General features: G+C 72.0%; 20 protein-coding genes, 1 tRNA gene and 1 pseudogene. 10 read left to right on the top strand and 12 right to left on the bottom strand.

Annotated features, from left to right (window positions below):
- Positions 1 to 4 precede the first annotated feature (4 nt).
- The 3 genes from OG625_RS18540 (at position 5) to OG625_RS18530 (ending at position 2,207) form a co-directional block, all read left to right on the top strand.
- A complete protein-coding gene (locus OG625_RS18540) occupies positions 5 to 895 on the top strand; it encodes a DUF2797 domain-containing protein (RefSeq protein ID WP_329382045.1) in 891 nt (296 codons plus the stop codon).
- A 108-nt stretch (positions 896 to 1,003) separates the two neighbouring features.
- On the top strand, positions 1,004 to 1,342 hold the full coding sequence (locus OG625_RS18535; protein WP_329382042.1) for an antibiotic biosynthesis monooxygenase family protein: 339 nt from the start codon (positions 1,004 to 1,006) through the stop codon (positions 1,340 to 1,342).
- A complete protein-coding gene (locus OG625_RS18530; protein WP_329382039.1) occupies positions 1,326 to 2,207 on the top strand; it encodes an amidohydrolase family protein in 882 nt (293 codons plus the stop codon). The genes OG625_RS18535 and OG625_RS18530 overlap by 17 nt, the downstream gene beginning before the upstream one ends.
- Positions 2,208 to 2,223: 16 nt before the next feature.
- Here OG625_RS18530 and OG625_RS18525 read toward each other — a convergent pair whose 3' ends face one another.
- On the bottom strand, positions 2,224 to 3,321 hold the full coding sequence (locus OG625_RS18525) for an endonuclease/exonuclease/phosphatase family protein (RefSeq protein ID WP_329382036.1): 1,098 nt from the start codon (positions 3,319 to 3,321) through the stop codon (positions 2,224 to 2,226).
- Between the two features lie 196 nt (positions 3,322 to 3,517).
- On the opposite strand from OG625_RS18525, the gene OG625_RS18520 reads away from it, so the two are divergent.
- The 6 genes and pseudogenes from OG625_RS18520 to OG625_RS18495 all read left to right on the top strand — a co-directional run bounded on the left by OG625_RS18520 (position 3,518) and on the right by OG625_RS18495 (position 10,583).
- Positions 3,518 to 4,285: a response regulator transcription factor gene (locus OG625_RS18520; protein WP_329382032.1), complete on the top strand. Its 768-nt coding sequence runs from the start codon at positions 3,518 to 3,520 to the stop codon at positions 4,283 to 4,285.
- Positions 4,285 to 5,835 (top strand): sensor histidine kinase, encoded by a 1,551-nt coding sequence (locus tag OG625_RS18515; protein ID WP_329382029.1) that lies wholly within the window; start codon positions 4,285 to 4,287, stop codon positions 5,833 to 5,835. The genes OG625_RS18520 and OG625_RS18515 overlap by 1 nt, the downstream gene beginning before the upstream one ends.
- Before the next feature lie 25 nt (positions 5,836 to 5,860).
- Positions 5,861 to 7,115 (top strand): annotated as a pseudogene (locus OG625_RS18510) (glycosyltransferase).
- Positions 7,112 to 9,388, top strand: a complete 2,277-nt coding sequence (locus OG625_RS18505; RefSeq protein ID WP_329382026.1) for an ArnT family glycosyltransferase — start codon at positions 7,112 to 7,114, stop codon at positions 9,386 to 9,388. Before OG625_RS18510 ends, OG625_RS18505 begins: the two are co-directional and overlap by 4 nt.
- An 89-nt stretch (positions 9,389 to 9,477) precedes the next feature.
- On the top strand, positions 9,478 to 10,104 hold the full coding sequence (locus OG625_RS18500) for a TetR/AcrR family transcriptional regulator (protein WP_329382023.1): 627 nt from the start codon (positions 9,478 to 9,480) through the stop codon (positions 10,102 to 10,104).
- 212 nt (positions 10,105 to 10,316) lie between these two features.
- On the top strand, positions 10,317 to 10,583 hold the full coding sequence (locus OG625_RS18495) for a hypothetical protein (protein WP_329382020.1): 267 nt from the start codon (positions 10,317 to 10,319) through the stop codon (positions 10,581 to 10,583).
- A 108-nt stretch (positions 10,584 to 10,691) separates the two neighbouring features.
- Here OG625_RS18495 and OG625_RS18490 read toward each other — a convergent pair whose 3' ends face one another.
- Both OG625_RS18490 and OG625_RS18485 read right to left on the bottom strand, forming a co-directional pair.
- Positions 10,692 to 12,347: an MDR family MFS transporter gene (locus OG625_RS18490; protein WP_443067734.1), complete on the bottom strand. Its 1,656-nt coding sequence runs from the start codon at positions 12,345 to 12,347 to the stop codon at positions 10,692 to 10,694.
- A 14-nt stretch (positions 12,348 to 12,361) separates the two neighbouring features.
- Complete coding sequence (locus tag OG625_RS18485) at positions 12,362 to 12,781, bottom strand: MarR family winged helix-turn-helix transcriptional regulator (RefSeq protein ID WP_329382018.1); 420 nt, start codon at positions 12,779 to 12,781, stop codon at positions 12,362 to 12,364.
- A 117-nt stretch (positions 12,782 to 12,898) separates the two neighbouring features.
- On the opposite strand from OG625_RS18485, the gene OG625_RS18480 reads away from it, so the two are divergent.
- Positions 12,899 to 13,138 carry a hypothetical protein gene (locus OG625_RS18480; protein ID WP_329382015.1) on the top strand — a complete coding sequence of 80 codons (240 nt, stop codon included), beginning with the start codon at positions 12,899 to 12,901 and terminating at the stop codon, positions 13,136 to 13,138.
- A gap of 28 nt (positions 13,139 to 13,166) precedes the next feature.
- Here the strand turns inward: OG625_RS18480 and OG625_RS18475 are convergent, their stop codons facing one another.
- The 9 genes from OG625_RS18475 to OG625_RS18435 form a co-directional block, all read right to left on the bottom strand.
- Positions 13,167 to 13,922, bottom strand: coding sequence for a hypothetical protein (locus tag OG625_RS18475; protein ID WP_329382011.1), 756 nt, complete (start codon positions 13,920 to 13,922; stop codon positions 13,167 to 13,169).
- Positions 13,923 to 13,981: 59 nt separating this feature from the next.
- A complete protein-coding gene (locus OG625_RS18470; RefSeq protein ID WP_329382008.1) occupies positions 13,982 to 14,824 on the bottom strand; it encodes an RNA polymerase sigma factor SigF in 843 nt (280 codons plus the stop codon).
- Positions 14,825 to 15,054: 230 nt separating this feature from the next.
- Positions 15,055 to 16,008 (bottom strand): RNA polymerase sigma factor SigF, encoded by a 954-nt coding sequence (locus tag OG625_RS18465; RefSeq protein WP_329382005.1) that lies wholly within the window; start codon positions 16,006 to 16,008, stop codon positions 15,055 to 15,057.
- 241 nt (positions 16,009 to 16,249) lie between these two features.
- Positions 16,250 to 16,411, bottom strand: coding sequence for a hypothetical protein (locus OG625_RS18460; RefSeq protein ID WP_329382002.1), 162 nt, complete (start codon positions 16,409 to 16,411; stop codon positions 16,250 to 16,252).
- A gap of 357 nt (positions 16,412 to 16,768) precedes the next feature.
- Positions 16,769 to 17,098: a hypothetical protein gene (locus tag OG625_RS18455; protein WP_329381999.1), complete on the bottom strand. Its 330-nt coding sequence runs from the start codon at positions 17,096 to 17,098 to the stop codon at positions 16,769 to 16,771.
- A gap of 226 nt (positions 17,099 to 17,324) precedes the next feature.
- Positions 17,325 to 17,409 (bottom strand) — tRNA-Ser (locus OG625_RS18450).
- A gap of 68 nt (positions 17,410 to 17,477) precedes the next feature.
- Positions 17,478 to 17,957: a tRNA adenosine(34) deaminase TadA gene (tadA, locus tag OG625_RS18445; protein WP_329390760.1), complete on the bottom strand. Its 480-nt coding sequence runs from the start codon at positions 17,955 to 17,957 to the stop codon at positions 17,478 to 17,480.
- An 8-nt stretch (positions 17,958 to 17,965) separates the two neighbouring features.
- Positions 17,966 to 18,517 carry a tRNA adenosine deaminase-associated protein gene (locus tag OG625_RS18440; protein WP_329381997.1) on the bottom strand — a complete coding sequence of 184 codons (552 nt, stop codon included), beginning with the start codon at positions 18,515 to 18,517 and terminating at the stop codon, positions 17,966 to 17,968.
- Between the two features lie 325 nt (positions 18,518 to 18,842).
- Positions 18,843 to 19,031, bottom strand: coding sequence for a hypothetical protein (locus tag OG625_RS18435; protein ID WP_329381995.1), 189 nt, complete (start codon positions 19,029 to 19,031; stop codon positions 18,843 to 18,845).
- Between the last annotated feature and the right edge of the window lie 28 nt (positions 19,032 to 19,059).

Below are 19,059 nucleotides of genomic sequence, written 5' to 3'. Positions count from 1 at the left end.
CGGGATGCGGTGGAGCGACGGCCGCCCGGCCATCGGGTGGTACGGGGAGGGGCGCGGCGAGCGGGTGAGCGGGCTCGTGTACGGGCAGCGGCTGGCCTTCGTCGCACGTGGGGAGCGGCACTGCCTCGGTGTGCGGCGGGCCGGGAAGCGGACGATGTGCCCCACCGCCGCCATCGTGCCGGGGCGTGCGGGGAACGCGCAGTGTCCCGAGTGCGCCCGTCTCGACCGGTCGTTCTCGGTGGCGGCCGACACCAATGTGGCCGATCCGCGCACCTACCGGGTCTACCTGGCCTGGTTCGGGCCCGGCCTGGTCAAGGTCGGCATCACCGCCGAAGAGAGGGGCTCGGCCCGGCTGCTGGAGCAGGGGGCGGTGACCTGGGCCTGGCTGGGGCGGGGGCCGCTGATGGCCGCCCGGCGCACCGAGGAGCTGCTGAAGGCGGCGCTCGGAGTGCCCGACCGGATCGCGTACGCGCGCAAGCGTGGCGTGCGGGCGCACTTGGCTCCGGCGTCCGAGCGGGCTCTGGACGTCGCCGAGTTGCACGCCCGGGCGGTGGCGCTGGCGGGGTGGCCGGATTCGCTGGAGCGGGTGGAGTGTGAAGTCGCCGACCACGCAGGGGTGTTCGGGCTGGACGGGTGGGCCGGGTTGCCCGCGCCGGCTCGGGTGATCACGGCGATGGTGCCCGGTGGGGCCGTTGTGGGGAGGCTGGTGGGAGCGGCCGGGCCCGATCTGCACCTTGCGGACGGGCTCGTGGTGGACACCCGGCTGCTGGCCGGATGGGAGCTCGTCGCCCCGCAGGTCGAGGTCGAGGCCGAGGTCGAAGCGGGGGTGGTGGTACCGGTGGCGGAGGTTGCGGGCGCTGGTGATCTCGGCGCCGAGCAGGACGGGTTGTTCTGAGGGGCCGGTTCGGGGCGCGGGTGGGCTTGGTCAAAACTTGGATCCCTTTGGGCTTCCGGGGCTGTTTCCGGTGGACATGCCAGGGGGGATCCGCCGAGGGTGGTGGGCATGACCATTCAGCCAGTACCGGCCTTTGAACCGCCCTACGTCATGGCCGTTTTCAGCAATGTCCGTACCGAAGACGCGAGTGGATATCCGGAGACCCTCGCCCGGATGAACGAGATCGTCCGGGAGAATCCCGGCTTCCTCGGCTACGAGTCCGCGCGGACCCCGGGAGGGCTCGGGATCACCGTGGCGTACTTCCGTGACCACGCGTCGCTGGGCGTCTGGCGCCAGGACCTGGAGCACCAGGCGGCCATGAAGCAGGGCCGCGCCGAGTGGTACGAGAGCTACACCCTGCACGTCGCGACCGTCGAGCGGAGTCAGGGCTTTGACCGCAACGCCTGAGGCGGTCCGCGCCTTTCGGGAGCGGCTCGGGCTGCCCGGACTGGTCGACGTGCACACGCACTTCATGCCCGAGCGGGTCCTGGACAAGGTGTGGGAGTACTTCGACGCGGTCGGCCCGCTGACCGGCGTCGAGTGGCCCATCACCTACCGGCACGAGGAGGAGCAGCGGGTGGCGCTGCTCCGGGAGTTCGGGGTCCGGGCCTTCACCGCGATGCTGTACCCGCACAAGCCGGCGATGGCCGCCTGGCTCAACGCGTGGTCCGCCGACTTCGCCGCCCGGACGCCCGAGTGCCTGCACACCGCGACGTTCTTCCCGGAGGAGGGCGTGGCCCCGTACGTCCGTCAGGCGGTCGAGGCCGGGGCGCGGATCTTCAAGGCGCACCTCCAGGTCGGCGGGTACGACCCGAACGACGACCGGCTGGATCCGGTGTGGGGGCTGCTGGCCGAGGCCGGGATCCCGACCGTGGTCCACTGCGGCTCGGGACCCGTCCCGGGCAAGCACACCGGACCCGAGCCGATCGCCCGGCTGCTGGCCCGCCACCCGCGGCTGCCGCTGATCGTCGCCCACATGGGCATGCCCGAGTACGTCGACTTCCTCGACCTCGCCGACCGGTATTCCGAAGTGCGCCTGGACACCACCATGGCCTTCACGGACTTCTCGGAGCAGTTCAGCGGCTTCCCGGCCGGTGACCTCGGAAGGCTGTCGGACCTCGGCGACAGGATCTTGCTCGGCACGGACTTCCCGAACATCCCCTACCCCTACGACCACCAGCTCTTCGCGCTCGAACGGCTCGGCCTGGGCGACGACTGGTTGCGGGCCGTCTGTCACGACAACGGGGCCCGCCTGTTCCGGCTCGACGGCTAGGTCCGCCGGCCGCGCGTCAGCGCAGCAGGAGCACGCTCCTGACGCCCGCGTGGTCGGACGGCCACAGGCCCGACGGGGTCCGGTCGGCCGGTGCGGCGCCCAGCCGATGGGCCGTCCGCGCCTTGATGTTGCCGCGGAAGAGCACGTAGTCGATCCGCCGCGTGAGGGTCGAGACGGCGTTGTCCAGTGCGGGGTCCTGGCAGCAAGTGAAGCCGGGGTTGCGTTGGCGGGTGGCGGTCCAGACGTCGCTGAAGCCGGCGGCCAGGAGGTGGTTGTAGCTCTGGGTGGCGCTGCCCGGTGTGGCGCCGACTCCGCCGGCGGCCGAGTTGAGGTCGCCGAGCAGGACGGTGGGGAGCGTGGTGTTCAACGGGCCGGCGAGGAGTTCGGCGGTCTGTGCCTCCTGGGTGGTGGGGGAGGCGGGTTCGAGATGGGTGGTGACCACCCGCGCGGTGTGGCCGCGGACGGTGACGTCGGCCGCGACCCAGCCGCGCTTGACCGGGATGCGGACCTGGCAGCCGAGCGTGGGGTGGCAGAAGGACACGAAGCTCGGGAACTGCGCGTGCTGCGCGTTGGCCACGGAGAAGACGTGTGCGGGCAGGTCGGTCCGGGCGAGGAGCACGTCGCGGTCGGTGAGCCGGATGTCCTGCAGGTTGCCGTTCACGCGTCGTGGGGCCTCGAAGTCGCTGCCGACGGTGACGGTGTCCACGATCCGGTAGTGCTTGCCCCGGGCGGAGAGCTTGTCGAGGAGGATCTCCAGGAAGTCGTACTCCTTGCGGTCGGCGGGGCCCGGCCCGGCGGGGGTCTGGCTGCTCCACAGGACGGCTTCCTGCAGGCCCACGACGTGGGGGTCGCTGTCGGCGATCTCGTCGGCGAGTGCCTCGGCGCGCTCGGGGAAGTTCGTCGCCTGGACGTTGGCGTACGCCGTGGTGACCGCGTTGATGAGGGCCGGGACGTTGGTGGCGGCGAGGATGGGTGCGAGGTCGGCGCCCAGGTAGAGGTTGCGCGTGAGGACCCGCAGGGGGGCCGGGGCCTCGGCTGCCGAGGCCGTGGCGAGTGACCCCGGGACGAGGAGCGCGAGCGCGCACGCAGCGGATGTGAGCCAACGGCGAGTCATACAGGCAGGCCTTTCGGTGAAAAGCGGGAGGAATCCCGCGCCTTCGCCGAAATCTAGGACGGCCCGGGGGAAGCGGCGATCCCGGTGTGGGCCGGGTGGCCGATGCGCGGAGGAGCGGTGGTGCGAGCGCGCGTTTCTCAGGAGATTCACAGGAAGGGGCAAGAACGCTCTCAGAGGCCCGGGACAGCGTGGGCACATGACTGCGACGACCGCCTCCCACGCGTCCACGTCCACCGGCAGCCCCACGGCCCTGGTGCGGCCCGACGGCGGGCCCTGCCGGGTGCTCGTCGTCGACGACGAGGCCTCGCTCTCCGAGCTGCTGTCCATGGCCCTGCGCTACGAGGGCTGCGAGGTCCGCAGCGCGGGCGACGGGGCGGGAGCCGTGCGGGCGGCGAAGGAGTTCCGGCCGGACGTGGTGGTCCTCGACATCATGCTCCCCGACATGGACGGGCTCGCCGTGCTGGGACGGCTGAGGCGGGAGATCCCGCAGGTCCCCGTGCTGTTCCTGACCGCCAAGGACTCCGTCGAGGACCGCATCGCCGGTCTCACGGCGGGCGGCGACGACTACGTCACCAAGCCCTTCAGCCTGGAGGAGGTCGTGGCCCGGCTGCGCGGGCTCGTCCGGCGTTCGGGTGCGGCGCAGGCGGCGCGCGGCGGCTCCGTGCTGGTCGTGGGCGATCTGCGGCTCGACGAGGACAGCCACGAGGTGGTGCGGGACGGGCTGGAGGTCCACCTGACCGCCACCGAGTTCGAGCTGCTGCGGTACCTGATGCGCAACCCGCGCCGGGTGCTGAGCAAGGCGCAGATCCTGGACCGCGTGTGGTCCTACGACTTCGGCGGCCAGGCCAACGTGGTCGAGCTGTACATCTCCTACCTGCGCCGGAAGCTGGAGAGCGGTCCTGGGCTCGCGCCGCTGATCCACACCCGGCGGGGCGCCGGATACCTGATCAAGCCGGCCGAGTAGTGGCCGTCCGTCCGAAGCGGCCGCGCCGCCGGCCCTGGTCGCTGCGGACCCGGCTGGTCGTCTCGGCGGTGGCGCTGATCGCAGTGGTGGGCGCTGCCATCGGGACCGTCACCACCCTCGCCCTGCGCTCGCACCTGGTCGACCAGGTCGACAAGCAGCTGAGGACCTCCCTGGAGATGGCCCTGCGGGGGCCCCTCGGCAAGTCGGCCCGCGAGAGCGCCGTCGGTTTCCCCTGGGCCCCCGGTACCCCGCTGGGGGCAGCCGGGATCCGCCTCGACTCCGACGGCAAGGTGCTGGGGGTCGGCGACCGCAACACCCTCGGCCAAGGGCCTTCGTACGACCGCCCTCAGCCTCTGACCGAGGAGCAGAGCGAGGCCCTCGCCGAAGTCGCACGCAAGGCCACGGAGGCCACGCGGGGTGGGAAGGGCGTGGCCGAGCCGGTGGAGCTGGAGCTGCCCGGGCTCGGCGACTACCGGGTGCTGACCGCCCCCGACGGCAGCCTCGCCCTCGGGGTGCCGCTCGCCGACACCGACCGCACCGTGCGGACCCTGATCGCGGTGGAGGTCTGCGTCACGCTCGCCGGGCTGATCGCCGCGTCCCTGGCCGGGCAGGCCCTCGTCGGGGTCGCCCTGCGGCCGCTGCGCCGGGTCGCCGCCACCGCCACCCGGGTCTCCGAACTGCCCCTGCACAGCGGCGAACCCGCCCTGCACGAGCGGGTCCGCGACGCCGATCCCCGTACGGAGGTGGGCCAGGTCGGCGCGGCCCTCAACCGGATGCTGGGGCACGTCTCCTCCGCCCTCACGGCCCGCCAGCAGAGCGAGATGCGGGTCCGGCAGTTCGTCGCCGACGCCAGCCACGAGCTGCGCACCCCCCTCGCCTCCATCCGCGGTTATGCCGAACTGACCCGCAGGGGACGGGAGGAGCCGGGCCCCGACACCCGGCACGCCCTGGGCCGGATCGAGTCCGAGGCCACCCGGATGACCGGTCTGGTCGAGGACCTCCTGCTGTTGGCCCGGCTCGATGCCGGCCGCCCGCTCGACACCGGGGACACTTCCACCGACCTGGCCCCGCTGGTGGTCGACGCGGTCAGCGATGCCCGCGTGGCCGGGCCCGAGCACCACTGGCGATTGTGTCTGCCGCAGGAGCCGGCGCCCGTGCGCGGCGACCCGGCGCGGATCCAGCAGGTGCTGGTCAACCTGCTCGCCAACGCCCGTACGCACACCCCGCCCGGCACCACCGTCACGGCCCGTGTTTCACGTGAAACATCCGCCGTCCGGCTGCGGATCGAGGACGACGGGCCCGGTATCGCGCCCGGACTGCTCCCCCACGTCTTCGAGCGCTTCGCCCGCGGCGACGCCTCGCGCTCCCGCGCGGCGGGCTCCACCGGGCTCGGCCTCGCCATCGTCCAGGCCGTCGTGACCGCGCACGGCGGGCGGGTCGACGTACGAAGCGAGCCCGGACGGACCTGCTTCGAGGTCCTGCTGCCGCACGCCCCCGAGGGAGCGGTCGAGGACTCACAGTCGGGGCACAGGCTCAGCACACTTCGGTGACAGGGCGTCCGGCGAGTGTCGGACCATGCGAACCGACACCTCTACCGGGGCCCTTCCGGCCCGGGCGCCCCTCGCGCCCGTGCCCGGCCTGCCCGTCCTCGACGTGGTGATCCCGGTCTTCAACGAGGAGAAGGACCTCGGCCCCTGCGTGCGCAGGCTGCACGAGCACCTCACCCGTACCTTCCCCTACCCGTTCCGGATCACCGTCGCCGACAACGCGAGCACCGACCGCACCCCCGAGGTCGCGGCGGCGCTGGCGGGAAGTCTGGACGGCGTGCGGAGCGCCCGGCTGGAGGAGAAGGGCCGGGGCAGGGCGCTGCGCACCGTCTGGTCCGGCTCCGACGCGCCCGTCCTCGCGTACATGGACGTGGACCTCTCCACGGACCTCAACGCGCTGCTGCCGCTGGTCGCCCCGCTGATCTCGGGCCACTCCGACCTCGCCATCGGCACCCGCCTCGCCCGCTCCTCGCGGGTGGTGCGCGGGGCGAAGCGGGAGTTCGTCTCCCGGGCCTACAACCTCCTCCTGCGCTCTTCCCTCGCAGCCCGCTTCAGTGACGCCCAGTGCGGTTTCAAGGCCATACGGCGGGATGTCGCCGAGCGGCTGCTGCCGCTGGTGGAGGACTCGGGTTGGTTCTTCGACACCGAGATGCTCGTGCTCGCCGAGCGGGCCGGGCTGCGGATCCACGAGGTCCCGGTGGACTGGGTCGACGACCCCGACTCCACCGTCCACATCGTCAGGACCGCGACCGAGGACCTCAAGGGCGTCTGGCGGGTGGGCAGGGCGCTGGCCGTCGGGGCGCTCCCGCTGGACCGGCTCGCCCGTCCCTTCGGCGATGACCCGCGCGACCGCGCGGCCCTGCCCGGGGTGGAGCCAGCTCCTCGGCTTCTGCGCCGTCGGGGCCCTGTCCACCCTGCTCTACCTGGCGCTGTACTCCGCCTTCCGCGCCGGGACCGGCCCGCAGCTCGCCAATGGCGCCGCGCTGCTGCTCTCCGCCGTCGCCAACACCGCCGCGAACCGCCGGCTCACCTTCGGCGTACGCGGCCGGGACCGGGCCGTGCGCCACCAGGCCCAGGGCCTCGTGGTGTTCGCCATCGGGCTCGCGCTGACCAGCGGCTCCCTCGCCGCCCTCGGAGCGGCCACGGCCGATCCCGCGCACGCCACCGAACTGGCCGTGCTGATCACCGCCAACCTGGCCGCCACCGTGCTGCGGTTCCTGCTCTTCCGCGCCTGGGTCTTCCCCGAGCGGCGCGACGCACCTGTGAAGGACGACATCCGATGACCACGGCAGCACCTCCGCTGTTCCCCGTTCCCGAGGCCCGGGCGCATGCCGGCCGGCACGCGGCCGACCGGCCCCGCTGGGAACGGCCCGCCCTTGCCGGGCTCCTGATCGCCACCGCCGCACTGCTGCTGTGGGACCTGGGCTCCTCCGGCTACGCCAACTCCTTCTACTCCGCCGCGGTACAGGCGGGCAGCGAGAGCTGGAAGGCCTTCTTCTTCGGGTCCTCCGACGCGGGCAACTCGATCACCGTCGACAAGCCCCCGGCCGCACTGTGGCCGATGATGCTGTCCGTCCGGCTGTTCGGGCTCGGCGCCTGGCAGATCCTGGTCCCGCAGGCCCTGATGGGCGTCGGTACGACGGCCGTGCTGTACGCCGCCGTACGCCGCCAGTTCGGGCCCGGGGCGGCGCTGATCAGTGGTGCGGCCTTCGCGCTGACGCCCGTCGCCGCGCTGATGTTCCGCTTCAACAACCCCGACGCGCTGCTGACCCTGCTGCTGACCGTCACCGTCTACTGCGTACTGCGCGCCCTCGACGGGGCCCGGACCGCGTGGCTGGTGTGGGCGGGGGTCGCCGTCGGATTCGCCTTCCTCACCAAGACCCTGCAGGCCTTCGTCATCCTGCCGCCGCTCGCCCTGCTGTACGCGGTCTGCGCGCCGACCCGGCTGCGCAGGCGGCTGGGCCAGCTGATGCTGTCCGGGCTCGCGATGATGGCGGCCGGAGGCTGGTGGGTGGCCATCGTGGAGCTGTGGCCTGCGGCCTCCCGCCCGTACATCGGTGGTTCGCAGACCAACTCCTTCCTGGAACTGACCCTCGGTTACAACGGCCTGGGCCGGATCAACGGCAATGAGACCGGCAGCGTCGGCGGCGGTACGCGGACGAGCGGGGCCGGCGGGGCCGGGGCCTACGGCCTGGCCGAGGGCGGGCCTGGCATGCGGGCCGGCGGCGGAGGTGGCGGCTGGGGAGAGACCGGCATCGACCGGCTGTTCGCGGGCAACATCGGCGGCCAGATCTCCTGGCTGCTGCCGGCGGCCCTGGTGCTGCTCGTGGTGGGCCTCGTCGTCACCTGGCGGGCCCGCCGGGCCACCGATTCGCTGGAGGGCATGGCCCGGGCGGCGTTCCTGGCCTGGGGCGGTGCGCTGCTGATCACCGCGGTGGTGTTCAGCTTCATGCAGGGCATCTTCCACGAGTACTACACCGTGGCGCTGGCGCCGTTCGTGGCCGCGCTGGTCGGCATGGGCGTGGCCCTGCTGTGGGAGGAACGGGGCGGCCGGGCGGCCGTGTTCACCCTGTCCGGGGTGCTGGCCCTGACGGTGGTCTGGTCGTGGGTGCTGCTGGGCCGGGCCACCGGATATCTGCCGTGGCTGCGCTGGACGGTGCTGGTGGCCGGTCTGCTCGTGGCGGCCGCGCTGCCGTTCGCCGCGCGGCTGGGCCGCAGGGGCTTGCAGGTGGTGGCGGCGGTCGGCCTGGGCGCGGCGCTGGCCGGGCCGTTCGCGTACTGCATGACCACCGTGAACACCGGGCACACCGGGTCGATCGTGACCGCCGGACCGGCGGTGGCGGGCGGCCGGGGCGGGCCGGGCGGGGCGGGCGGGGCGATGGTGCTCGGCTACGGTCCCGGCGGCGGGGTGACCGCGGATGGCCCCGGTGGTGCCGGTGGTGCCGGTGGTGCCGCTGGTCAGGGCGGCCAGGCGGCCGGTCAGGGCGGCCAGCCCGGCGGGACCCCGCCGGGTGGCACGCAGCAGGGCGGCACGCAGCAGGGTGGCACTCAGCCGGGTGGGCCGGGCGGTGCCGGCGGCCAGGGAGGCATGCCCCAGGGCCAGGGCGGTGCCGGCGGGCGTGGGTTCGAGCGCGGCGCCGGGGGCCAGGGCGGCGGCATGGGCGGGCTGTTGAACGGCGCCCGGGTCGGCGCCGAGGCGAAGGCGGCCCTGCAGGCCGACGCCGACACGTACACCTGGGCGGCGGCAGCGGTCGGCTCGCAGAACGCGGCGAGCTACCAGCTGGCCTCGGGGGAGCCCGTGATGGCGCTCGGCGGCTTCAACGGCAGTGACCCCTCGCCGACCCTGGAGCAGTTCAAGAAGTACGTACGGGAAGGGAAGATCCACTACTTCATCGGGCAGAGCAGCGGCAATGCCGCGGCCGGTGAGGGCGGTATGCGCGGGGGCGGTGGAACGAGCAGCCAGATCGAGAGCTGGGTCCAGGCCACCTTCAAGGCCTCCACGGTCGGCGGCGCCACCTTCTACGACCTGACGGCCCCGGTGTCCGGAACCTCCTGATCCGGTCTCATCCGATGGACACCCCCTAGCATCAAGAGGGCGGACCGGGCATTCCGGGCTGATCCACCTGTTGTGAGGAGGGTGCCTCCATGGTGAGCGCGGCTGATTCCGGTGATCCGCTCCCGGTGCAGTCCAGCGTGTGGCTGGCCGAGACGCCTGCCGCACCCGCGAGACGCCGCAGCGAGGCGCCCTCCGGGCTCGACCGGGACCGGATCACCGCCGCCACGGTGCGGCTGCTCGACGCGGAGGGGCTGGCGCGGTTCTCGATGCGGCGGCTGGCCGCCGGGCTCGGGGTCACCGCGATGTCCCTGTACTGGTACGTGGACACCAAGCACGATCTGCTCGAACTCGCCCTGGACAGTGCCCTGGGCGAACTCGCGGCCCCGGCCTGCCCCGGCGAGCCCGACGGCTGGCCGGGGCGGCTGCGGGGGCTGGCCCGTGGCTACCGGCGGGTCCTGGCGGACCATCCCTGGGTGGCTCCGCTCACCGCCGCCTACCCGAACATCGGCCCGCACGCCCGGGCCTTCGACGCCGACCTGCAGTGCCTGCTGGACGCGACCGGTCTGGAGGACGCCGACCGGACCGGCGCCCACCTGGCCGTGTCGCAGTTCCTGCACGGCTGCGGGGGCACCGTTCGGTGGCCGCCCGAGGGTGACTTCTGCCTCGCGCTCGATGTCCTCATCGCGGGCATCGAGGCGACGGCCACCGCCGATTAGGCCATCTCTTACTTGCTGGAGTCCGGCCCTGGGTCCGGAATGCCCGGGCGTCCTGAAGTGCGTGCACCGGTGTCGTGCTCTAGCGTCGGAAGGGCGAGGGTGACCGATGCGTCGAGCCGGTCGCCCCTCGGAGTGCCTGCTCCGCGCCGCCCCCGCCCGTGGTCCGGCGCATGGCGGATCGCGTGACCGACCGAGAGAGCAGGTGTATCCGCATGCGTTCGTCAGCTCGTATCCCCAGCCTCCTCGCCGGCCTGGCCCTTGCCGTCGGCGGCTTCGTCTTCGCCGCCCCGGCCGCCCACGCGGACATGAAGGCCTGCGAGCAATACGTCGCGCAACAGAACAAGCAGGTCACGGACGCCGTCCGGCAGGCGTGCTACGAGGGCCAGCTCGGTGACCAGACCGGCTGCACCGCAAGCCTCAATGAGGCCGGCATCTCCAAGGACGTCGCAACCGAGGCATGCCGGGTGGCTCCGAAGTAGCAACCACGAGCCCCCCGACACAGCGGCTCGATCGGACGAGGCCGTCGGCCAGGCCACCGGCCAAGCCGACGGTCAGGCCACCAGCCAGGCCGACGGTCAGGCCGACGGTCAGGCCCGCAGTGCGGGAGCCTCGGCCGGGGCCGCCTCGCCCGCCGCCGGCTCCTCCGGAGCCGCCGCCGGGGCGTGGGTCGCGGGCTTCGACTTCAGTGCGACCTCCTTGATGAACAGCACCAGCACCAGCGAGAGCAGTGCGAACGGGGCGGCGTAGAAGAAGACGTCGCCGACGCCGTGCCCGTACGCGGACTCGACGACCTCGCGGACCGGCGCGGGCAGTGCGTCGAGGTCGGGGATCCCGCCGCCGGCGGTGCCGCCGTGGCCCATGGCCGCGGCCTTCGGTCCGAGCGCGGCGAGCCCGTCCTGGACGTAGTGCGTGACCCGGCCGGCCATGACCGCACCGAGCGCGGAGACGCCCATCGCGCCGCCGAGGGAGCGGAAGAAGGTGACGACCGAGCTGGCCGCGCCCAGGTCCTCGGGAGCCACCTGGTTCTGGGTGGCGAGGACCAGGTTCTGCATCATCATGCCGAGACCGAGGCCGGTGAGGGCCATGTAGATCGCGATGTGCCAGTACGGGGTGTCGTGGCGCAGGGTGCCCAGCAGGCCGAGTCCGGCCGTCAGCAGCACGCCGCCGGAGACGAGCCAGGCCTTCCACTTTCCGGTCTTGGTGATCACCTGACCGGAAAGGGTGGAGGAAACGAAGAGCCCGCCGATCATCGGAATGGTGAGGATTCCGGACATCGTCGGGGACTCGCCGCGGGCCAACTGGAAGAACTGGCTGAAAAACACGGTCCCCGAGAACATCGCGATGCCCACGAAGAGGGAGGCCGCCGAGGCGAGGGTGATGGTCTTGTTGCGGAAGAGCCGCAGCGGGATGATCGGGTCGCTCGCACGGGATTCGACGAGGACGAAGAGCAGGCCGAGCACCGCCGCGCCGCCCGTCATCGCGAGGGTCGCCCAGGAAATCCAGGCGTAGGAGTCGCCGGCCTGCGTGACCCAGATCAGCAGCAGCGAGACGGAGCCGCTGATCAGGAAGGCACCCAGCCAGTCGACCTTGACGTCGCGGCGTACGACGGGCAGGTGCAGCGTCCGCTGGAGCACGATCAGCGCGATGACCGCGAAGGGCACGCCGACGTAGAAGCACCAGCGCCAGCCCAGCCACTCCGTGTCGGTGATGACCCCGCCCAGCAGCGGGCCGCCCACGGTGGCGACGGCGAAGACCGCGCCGAGGTAGCCGCTGTACCGGCCGCGCTCGCGCGGGGAGATCATCGCGGCCATGACGATCTGCGCGAGCGCGGACAGGCCGCCGACGCCGATGCCCTGGACCACGCGGCAGGCGATGAGCATGCCGGTGTTCTGGGACAGGCCGGCGACCACCGAGCCCAGTACGTAGATCACCAGGGAAATCTGGACCAGCAGCTTCTTGCTGAAGAGGTCGGAGAGCTTGCCCCACAGGGGGGTGGCCGCCGTCATCGACAGCAGGGCCGCGGTGACCACCCAGGTGTACGAGGACTGGGTGCCGCCGAGGTCCCCGATGATCTGGGGCAGGGCGTTGGAGACGATCGTCGAGGACAGGATCGCCACGAACATGCCGAGCATCAGCCCGGACAGCGCCTTCATGATCTGCGGGTGGGTCATCGCGGGGTGCGTGGACGGGGTGGTGGACGGGGTGGTGGACGTGCCGTCTGCGGGCGTCTCCGTCGTGGCCATGGGTTTCCTTCGGTCTAGAAGCTCGATCGGAGTCGGGCCAGCAGGGTGTTGAGTACGTCGATGTCCTCGGCGGACCAGTCGGCCAGGGCTTTTTCCAGCGCGGCCGTGTACCGGGCTCCGAGCTCGGCGAGCAGCGCGCGCCCGGCCGGGGTGAGCCGCAGGATCCGGCAGCGCCCGTCCCCCGGGTCGGCCTCGCGCTCGATCCAGCCGCGTTCGGCGACGTGCGCGACGTGCCGGCTGGTCACCGAGATGTCGATGGCCATCAGCTCGGACAGCCGGCTCAGCCGCATTTCGCCGTGCCGGTCGAGCAGGGTCAGGACGGCGGCGGAGCCGGGCGGGCAGGCCGGGGGCAGTGCGCGGGCGAGCTCGCGCTTGACCGCGCCGATCCCGGTGAGCCGGCGGGCCAGCTCCTCGTACCGAGTGGTGGTGGTCACCGGACGCCCCCCATCTTGTTGCTTCAAGCAACCATAGAAGCGGATGGTTGCTACAGGCAAATTAATCCGGAGGGTGGGGCGGTAAAAGAATCGGAAAACCCGCTAGGGTCCTGACCCATGGCTGAGAACCACAACTCACAGGTCCCCGAGGGCAACTACGACCCCGCGGGCAGCACCCAGATGTTCCGCGCGTTCGTGGAGGAGGCTGCTCCGGCCCGGCAGGCGGGGCCGGGTTCCCGTCAGCAGCGCCGCGCCGAGGAGAGGCAATCCGGATCCGCGAACCCCACCGCGAAGATCGCGCTGGTCGTCGCGCTCGTGCTCGTGATCGGCGCGGCGGCCTGGGTCGTCCTGCACTGAGGCTGCGGCACTGCCCGAGGCGACGGCCTCAGCTCCAGGTGGCCGTGACCTTCTGCGTCTCCACGCGCATGCCCAGCGGTACCCGCCAGGCCTCCACGCACACCGTGTAGGCCTGCGTCTTCGAGGTTGCCCCCGCGATGGGCGCCGGCAGCGGCTGGGTCGTGGTGATCGTGGCCCAGTCGATGCCGAGGGCGCCGATGATGTGGGTCGCGAAGCTGACCGTGCCCGAACGGGCCGCCGTCGTGCCGGTGTTGGTGAAGGAGACCGTGACCTGCTCGCACCAGCGGTCCCCCGCGGCCGTCCTGGTCGGAGTGGACAGCGTCAGCCGCGCGGGAGTCGCGACGGGTGGCGGAGGCGTCGTCGTGCCGGGCTTCGTCGGCGTGACCGACGGGACCGGCGGCCCGGACGGAGTGCCGGGGGCGGTGGTGGCGGAACCCGGGCCGGGGGTGGTGCCGGGGGTGTTTCCGGAGCCGCCGGGTGCGGTGGTGCTCGCTCCGCCCGGGGCGGAGCCGCCGGGGGGCTGGGACCCCGCCGGGCCGGCCGACGTACTGGCGGACGCGGAAGAGCCGCCCGCCGCTGACGGGCCGGCGAGCTGCTGGAACTCCACACCGCCCTGCGGCGCCACGTTCTCCCCGGCCCCGCGTTCGGGGCCCGGGGCGGCGGCGCCCACGGCGACGTATCCGTCCCGCGGTGGGCCCCCGCAGCCGGTGAGGGCGGCGACGGCCGTGCAGCACAGGGCGAGGAAGGCGGCGGCCGGGGCGGCCGTACGGGATCCCGTTCGCATCGCGCCAGTTTTCCTGACGCTCCGTCAATTGGGAACCCCGTACGGACCGATGGGCCGGGTTACTCCCCGATGAGGCCTACGCGCAGCTGCGCGAGCGTGCGGGTCAGCAGCCGGGAGACGTGCATCTGGGAGATGCCGACCTCCTCGCCGATCTGCGACTGCGTCATGTTCGCGAAGAACCTCAGCATGATGATCTGCCGTTCCCGGGGCGGGAGTTTGGCGAGCAGCGGCTTCAGCGATTCGCGGTACTCGACGCCTTCGAGCGCGGTGTCCTCGTACCCGAGGCGGTCCGCGAGCGAGCCCTCGCCGCCCTCGTCCTCGGGCGAGGGCGAGTCGAGCGAGGAAGCGGTGTACGCGTTCCCGACGGCGAGGCCGTCGACGACGTCCTCCTCCGAGACCCCGAGCACGGCGGCGAGCTCCGGCACGGTCGGCGAGCGGTCCAGCTTCTGCGCGAGCTCGTCGCTGGCCTTCGTCAGCGCGAGGCGCAGTTCCTGGAGCCGGCGCGGGACGCGGACGGACCAGGAGGTGTCCCGAAAGAATCGTTTGATCTCGCCGACGACGGTCGGCATGGCGAACGTCGGGAACTCCACCCCGCGTTCGCAGTCGAAGCGGTCGATCGCCTTGATCAGGCCGATGGTGCCGACCTGGATGATGTCCTCCATCGGCTCGTTGCGGCTGCGGAAGCGGGCGGCCGCGTAGCGCACGAGCGGCAGGTTCAGCTCGATCAGGGTGTCGCGTACGTACGCGCGGTCGGGGCTGTCCGCGTCCAGGGTGGCAAGTCGCTGGAAGAGGGAGCGGGAGAGCGTGCGGGTGTCGATGGCTTCCGAGCGGTTGGACACTGCCGGCGGCGTCACGCTCTTGACGAGTGTGAGCACCTTGGAGCTGCCCTGGTCTACGGACATGCCACCCCCTTGAGGTCGCGGACGGTCGCGTACTGCGCGCCCGTCGGAGGAACGCAGCCTCCACCTGAATACCGGAGGCGGGGCTGCGGCAAACGCGGTTCCAGCAGAATGTCACATGTCGGCAACGCGCTGTAGCGTCATGTCGACATATATCTCCAGCGACAGAACAGGTCAGAGGGGGATCCGCCTGTTCTGTCGGGAAACGGGTGGATGATCTCCACTCGTTCCGGTTACGCCTCGATCCTGTTTGCGGATCGCAGTCGGGCGAAGCTGCGGGCGAGCAGCCGGGAGACGTGCATCTGGGAGACGCCCAGCTCGGCGCTGATCTGGGACTGCGTCAGATTGTTGTAGTACCGCAGGAGCAGAATCCGCTGTTCGCGCTCGGGCAGTTGTACGAGGAGATGCCGTACGAGGTCACGGTGCTCGACCCCGGCCAGCTCGGGGTCCTCGTACCCGAGGCGGTCGAGCAGCCCCGGCATCCCGTCGCCCTCCTGTGCGGCCTCCAGCGAGGTCGCGTGGTAGCTGCGCCCGGCCTCGATGCAGGACAGCACCTCGTCCTCGGTGATGCGCAGCCGCTCGGCGATCTCGGGGGTGGTGGGGGTGCGGCCGTGGAGGGTCGTGAGGTCCTCGGTGGCGGCGTTGACCTGCACCCACAGCTCGTGGAGGCGGCGCGGCACGTGCACGGTGCGGACGTTGTCGCGGAAGTACCGCTTGATCTCGCCCACGACGGTCGGCATCGCGAAGGTCGGGAACTGCACGCCGCGGTCCGGGTCGAAGCGGTCGATGGCGTTGATCAGGCCGATGGTGCCGACCTGGACCACGTCCTCCATCGGCTCGTTGCGGCTGCGGAAGCGGGCGGCCGCGTACCGGACGAGGGGAAGGTTGGCCTCGATGAGGGCCCCGCGCACCCGGTTGTGCTCGCTGGTGCCCGCCTCCAGGCCCTTCAGCTGCCCGAAGAGCACCAGGGTCAGGGCCCGGGTGTCCGCGCCCCGGGTGCTCTGCGTCCGCTGGGCGCCGGGGGCGACAGGGGCGAAGGGAGCGACGGGGGAGGCCGGGGCGACCTGGGCCGCGGCCGGGATCCCGGGCGGGTTCCCGGCCGCGGCGGCGGCCCCGGGCTCGTCCTGCTGCGGCGGGACCTGGGGCTCCTGCGGGGCCTCCTGCTGGGGGTCCTGCTGGGGTGGCACCTGAGGCGCTGTACTGGCCGGCACGGTCACGCCACCCCTTCAGTCAACTTCAGTCAACTCATCCGTCAAAAGCGGTCATAGCATCACAAGAGATGTGCACTGTGTGCAAGCACCGTATATAGCCGTGTTGAGGGCAAGTTGGGCATATAGGGGTATTCCATCCGGGAGCGGGGTACACAAAAAGCCCCCCACCCGTCGGAGTGGGGGGCCGGAAGTCCGGGAACCGCTTCAGCGTACGGGTTCAGCGCACCAGTTCGGTCATGAACTCGCCGATACCGGAGGCGGCATCCGATATCCCCTGGAAGCCGATTCCCACGATCTCGGCCGCCCTCTTCGGCTGGGTGATGATGACGAAGAGGACGAACACGGTCAGGGCGCTCGTGATGAGCTTCTTTGTGTCCACGGGCGCGCGGCCTCCCCAACCGGTCCTTGTGAGTCGGGTGAGTCTAACCGGTCAGGATTGGGCACTCACCTGTCCTTTAAGGACCAATGACCCGGCGGAACGGGTCTTTTGCCGCTGGGGCGGCGGTCGCGCGGGGCGCATTCTTGTTGTGAGCCCACCGGTTCTGGCAGGAAATCGGTGGGTGAGGGACAGGGCCTCACTGCGGGGTCCGAGCCGCAAGCTTCCCCCCTGACTGCGGCTCGGACTGGCAGGTTCCGTCCTCTACGGGGGAAGTGGCTTGTCCCCCCGATGCCACTTCCCCCGTCCCATACGTCGAAGGTCCCGACCCTCCGGGTCGGGGCCTTCTTCGCGTGCGCGCTACTGGATGGCGCCGGCCAGGTCGGTGATGGGCTGTACGGGGGCGATGACGGGCGCCAGCTGGTTCGGCACGTCCATCAGCTGGTTGAGCTGGTTCGCGCCCTCGCTGAGCTTCCCGCCGATCTCCTGGACCGAGGCGGGCGTGGCACCGGCCGGCATGCCGGGGGCGGCCGACGGCAGGTCGGGGAGGGTGAGGGGGGAGAGCGGGGCGTCGGCGGCGGAGGCGGCGGGAGCGGCGAAGCCCGCGGCGGCCCCCGCGAGGGCGATGGCGGCGAGCATGCGCTGGGTCTTGGTCATGCCGTGACAACGGCCGAGGGGGCGGGCGGTCACGCCGGTGTCCTCCGGACAGGGCGGGAGGGGGTGTGCGGATGGGTGCGGATGCCTGCCGGGGCGGGTTGTGGGCGGGTGCGGCGCCGCTGCCGGGGCTCTGCCCCGGACCCTCCCCCAGACTCCGTCCGGGGGGGACCCCCACCCCTCAAACGCCGGCGGGGCTGAATGGGGGCTGGCGCATACGCCGAGAGCCCCGACCCTTGCGGGGCGGGGCTCTCGATCAGAGCGGTAGTGGAGGGATTTGAACCCCCGATGGGTTGCCCCATACTCGCTTTCGAGGCGAGCTCCTTCGGCCACTCGGACACACTACCGAGATGGATCCTAGCCTACGGAGCGGCATCTTTTGAAATCGGTGTCCCCCGGGCGCGCGGAACCGGCGTCAGAGGTTCCGGAAGAAGTCCGTCAGCTGCCGGGCGCACTCGTCGGCGAGGACGCCCCGGACCACTTCCGGCCGGTGGTTGAGCCTGCGGTCCCGTACGAGGTCCCAGAGCGACCCCGCGGCGCCCGCCTTGTCGTCGTCCGCGCCGTAGACGACCCGGGCGACGCGCGACTGCACGAGCGCGCCCGCGCACATCACGCACGGCTCCAGGGTCACCACGAGGGTGCACCCCGGAAGCCGCCATTCCCCGAGTGCGGCGGCGGCCCGGCGCAGTGCCACCACCTCGGCGTGCGCGGTCGGGTCGCCCGTCGCCTCCCGCTCGTTGTGGCCGGTGGCGAGGAGTTTCCCGTCCGGGCCGAGCACGACGGCGCCGACCGGCACGTCGCCGGCCGGCACCGCCCGGGCGGCCTCCTGGAGCGCGAGGAGCATGGAGTCCCGCCAGGGATCCCGTACGGGGTCGGGAGCGTGCGCGTCCTGCATGTGGATCACTAGCGGACGGCCTCCAGGACCTCGGTGGCGCCGAGCGAGTCGGCGATCTCCGAGAGGGCGTCCCCGTCCAGGTTCATCAGCTGCTTGTTGGTCACCCCGAGGTCGTCCAGCAGGCTCGGGTCGCCGAGCGGACCGGCCGGTACCGGATCGGTGCCGATCCCGCCCGTCTCCGCCTCGTCGTCGTCCTCGTCGGTGTAGGCGGCCACGGCGTCCTCCTCGCCGTCCTCGGTGCCGTCCAGGTCGAGCTCGTCGAGTTCGTCGTCGTCCTCCTCGTCGTTGCCCAGCAGCTCTTTGGTCAGCATCGAGCCGTAGGAGCTGCGGGCGGCCGCGGCGGCGTTCGATACGAAGTACCGCGGGTCCTCCTCGCCGTCCACGCGGACGACGCCGAACCAGGCGTCCTCCTGCTCGATGAGGGCGACCACCGTGTCGTCGTCGACAGCGGCGGAACGGGCGAGATCGATCAGATCACTGAGGGACTCGACGTCGTCGAGTTCCATGTCGCTCGCTTCCCACCCGTCTTCGGTGCGCGCGAGCAGTGCGGCGAAGTACACCGTGACTCTCCCACTGGTCTTAGGCGTGCCGGTTGGAGGTCCCCCCGGCCGGAGGTTGGGGCGGAACGGCCGTGTGCGTGCGGTGCTGCTTTGCCGTTCGTACCCCGCCCAATCGGCATCGTGGCAGAAACGGAGGCGTTGCGAGAGGTCTTCGGCCGTTGCGTCGTGGCGTGCCGTGTCCTGGCGGGGGCTGTACCCGGTTCTGCGGAAGGGCGTGTCGGGGGCTCGGGTGCGGCGCCGTTGCCGGGGCTCTGCCCGGACCCCGTGCCTCAAACTCCCCCAGCCACCGCTGGGAGGTGCCCCCTGGCGAGGCTGGATTTCGGCCTCACCAGCGGAAGGTGCGCATGCGCATCTGCTGGCGCATGCGGGCGGCGCGGGCGCGGCGGGGCTGGACGCGGTCGCGCAGGGCGCGGGCCTCCATCAGGTCGCGCAGGAACTGCGCGCGGCGCGCGCGGCGCTGCGCGGCGGTCTCCGGCGGGTCCGGCATCTCGCCGCTCGGCTTCGTGTCGGGCATCGGCCACCACCCAGGCTGGTCGGTCGTC

The organism is Streptomyces sp. NBC_01351 (assembly GCF_036237315.1).
Taxonomy (GTDB): domain Bacteria; phylum Actinomycetota; class Actinomycetes; order Streptomycetales; family Streptomycetaceae; genus Streptomyces.
The sequence above is the reverse complement of the archived record's forward strand: the minus strand, read 5'-3'. Positions and strand labels throughout refer to the sequence as shown.

Bases quoted from the DNA above. Each gene is read 5' to 3' on its own strand.
- OG625_RS18540 (WP_329382045.1), top strand. From the start codon at position 5: ATGCGGTGGAGCGACGGCCGCCCGGCCATCGGGTGGTACGGGGAGGGG.
- OG625_RS18470 (WP_329382008.1), bottom strand. From the start codon at position 14,824: ATGTCCGTAGACCAGGGCAGCTCCAAGGTGCTCACACTCGTCAAGAGC.
- OG625_RS18435 (WP_329381995.1), bottom strand. From the start codon at position 19,031: ATGCCCGACACGAAGCCGAGCGGCGAGATGCCGGACCCGCCGGAGACC.
- OG625_RS18500 (WP_329382023.1), top strand. From the start codon at position 9,478: ATGGTGAGCGCGGCTGATTCCGGTGATCCGCTCCCGGTGCAGTCCAGC.
- OG625_RS18535 (WP_329382042.1), top strand. From the start codon at position 1,004: ATGACCATTCAGCCAGTACCGGCCTTTGAACCGCCCTACGTCATGGCC.
- OG625_RS18520 (WP_329382032.1), top strand. From the start codon at position 3,518: ATGACTGCGACGACCGCCTCCCACGCGTCCACGTCCACCGGCAGCCCC.
- OG625_RS18505 (WP_329382026.1), top strand. From the start codon at position 7,112: ATGACCACGGCAGCACCTCCGCTGTTCCCCGTTCCCGAGGCCCGGGCG.
- OG625_RS18495 (WP_329382020.1), top strand. From the start codon at position 10,317: ATGCGTTCGTCAGCTCGTATCCCCAGCCTCCTCGCCGGCCTGGCCCTT.
- OG625_RS18475 (WP_329382011.1), bottom strand. From the start codon at position 13,922: ATGCGAACGGGATCCCGTACGGCCGCCCCGGCCGCCGCCTTCCTCGCC.
- OG625_RS18525 (WP_329382036.1), bottom strand. From the start codon at position 3,321: ATGACTCGCCGTTGGCTCACATCCGCTGCGTGCGCGCTCGCGCTCCTC.
- OG625_RS18490 (WP_443067734.1), bottom strand. From the start codon at position 12,347: ATGGCCACGACGGAGACGCCCGCAGACGGCACGTCCACCACCCCGTCC.
- OG625_RS18480 (WP_329382015.1), top strand. From the start codon at position 12,899: ATGGCTGAGAACCACAACTCACAGGTCCCCGAGGGCAACTACGACCCC.
- tadA (WP_329390760.1), bottom strand. From the start codon at position 17,957: ATGCAGGACGCGCACGCTCCCGACCCCGTACGGGATCCCTGGCGGGAC.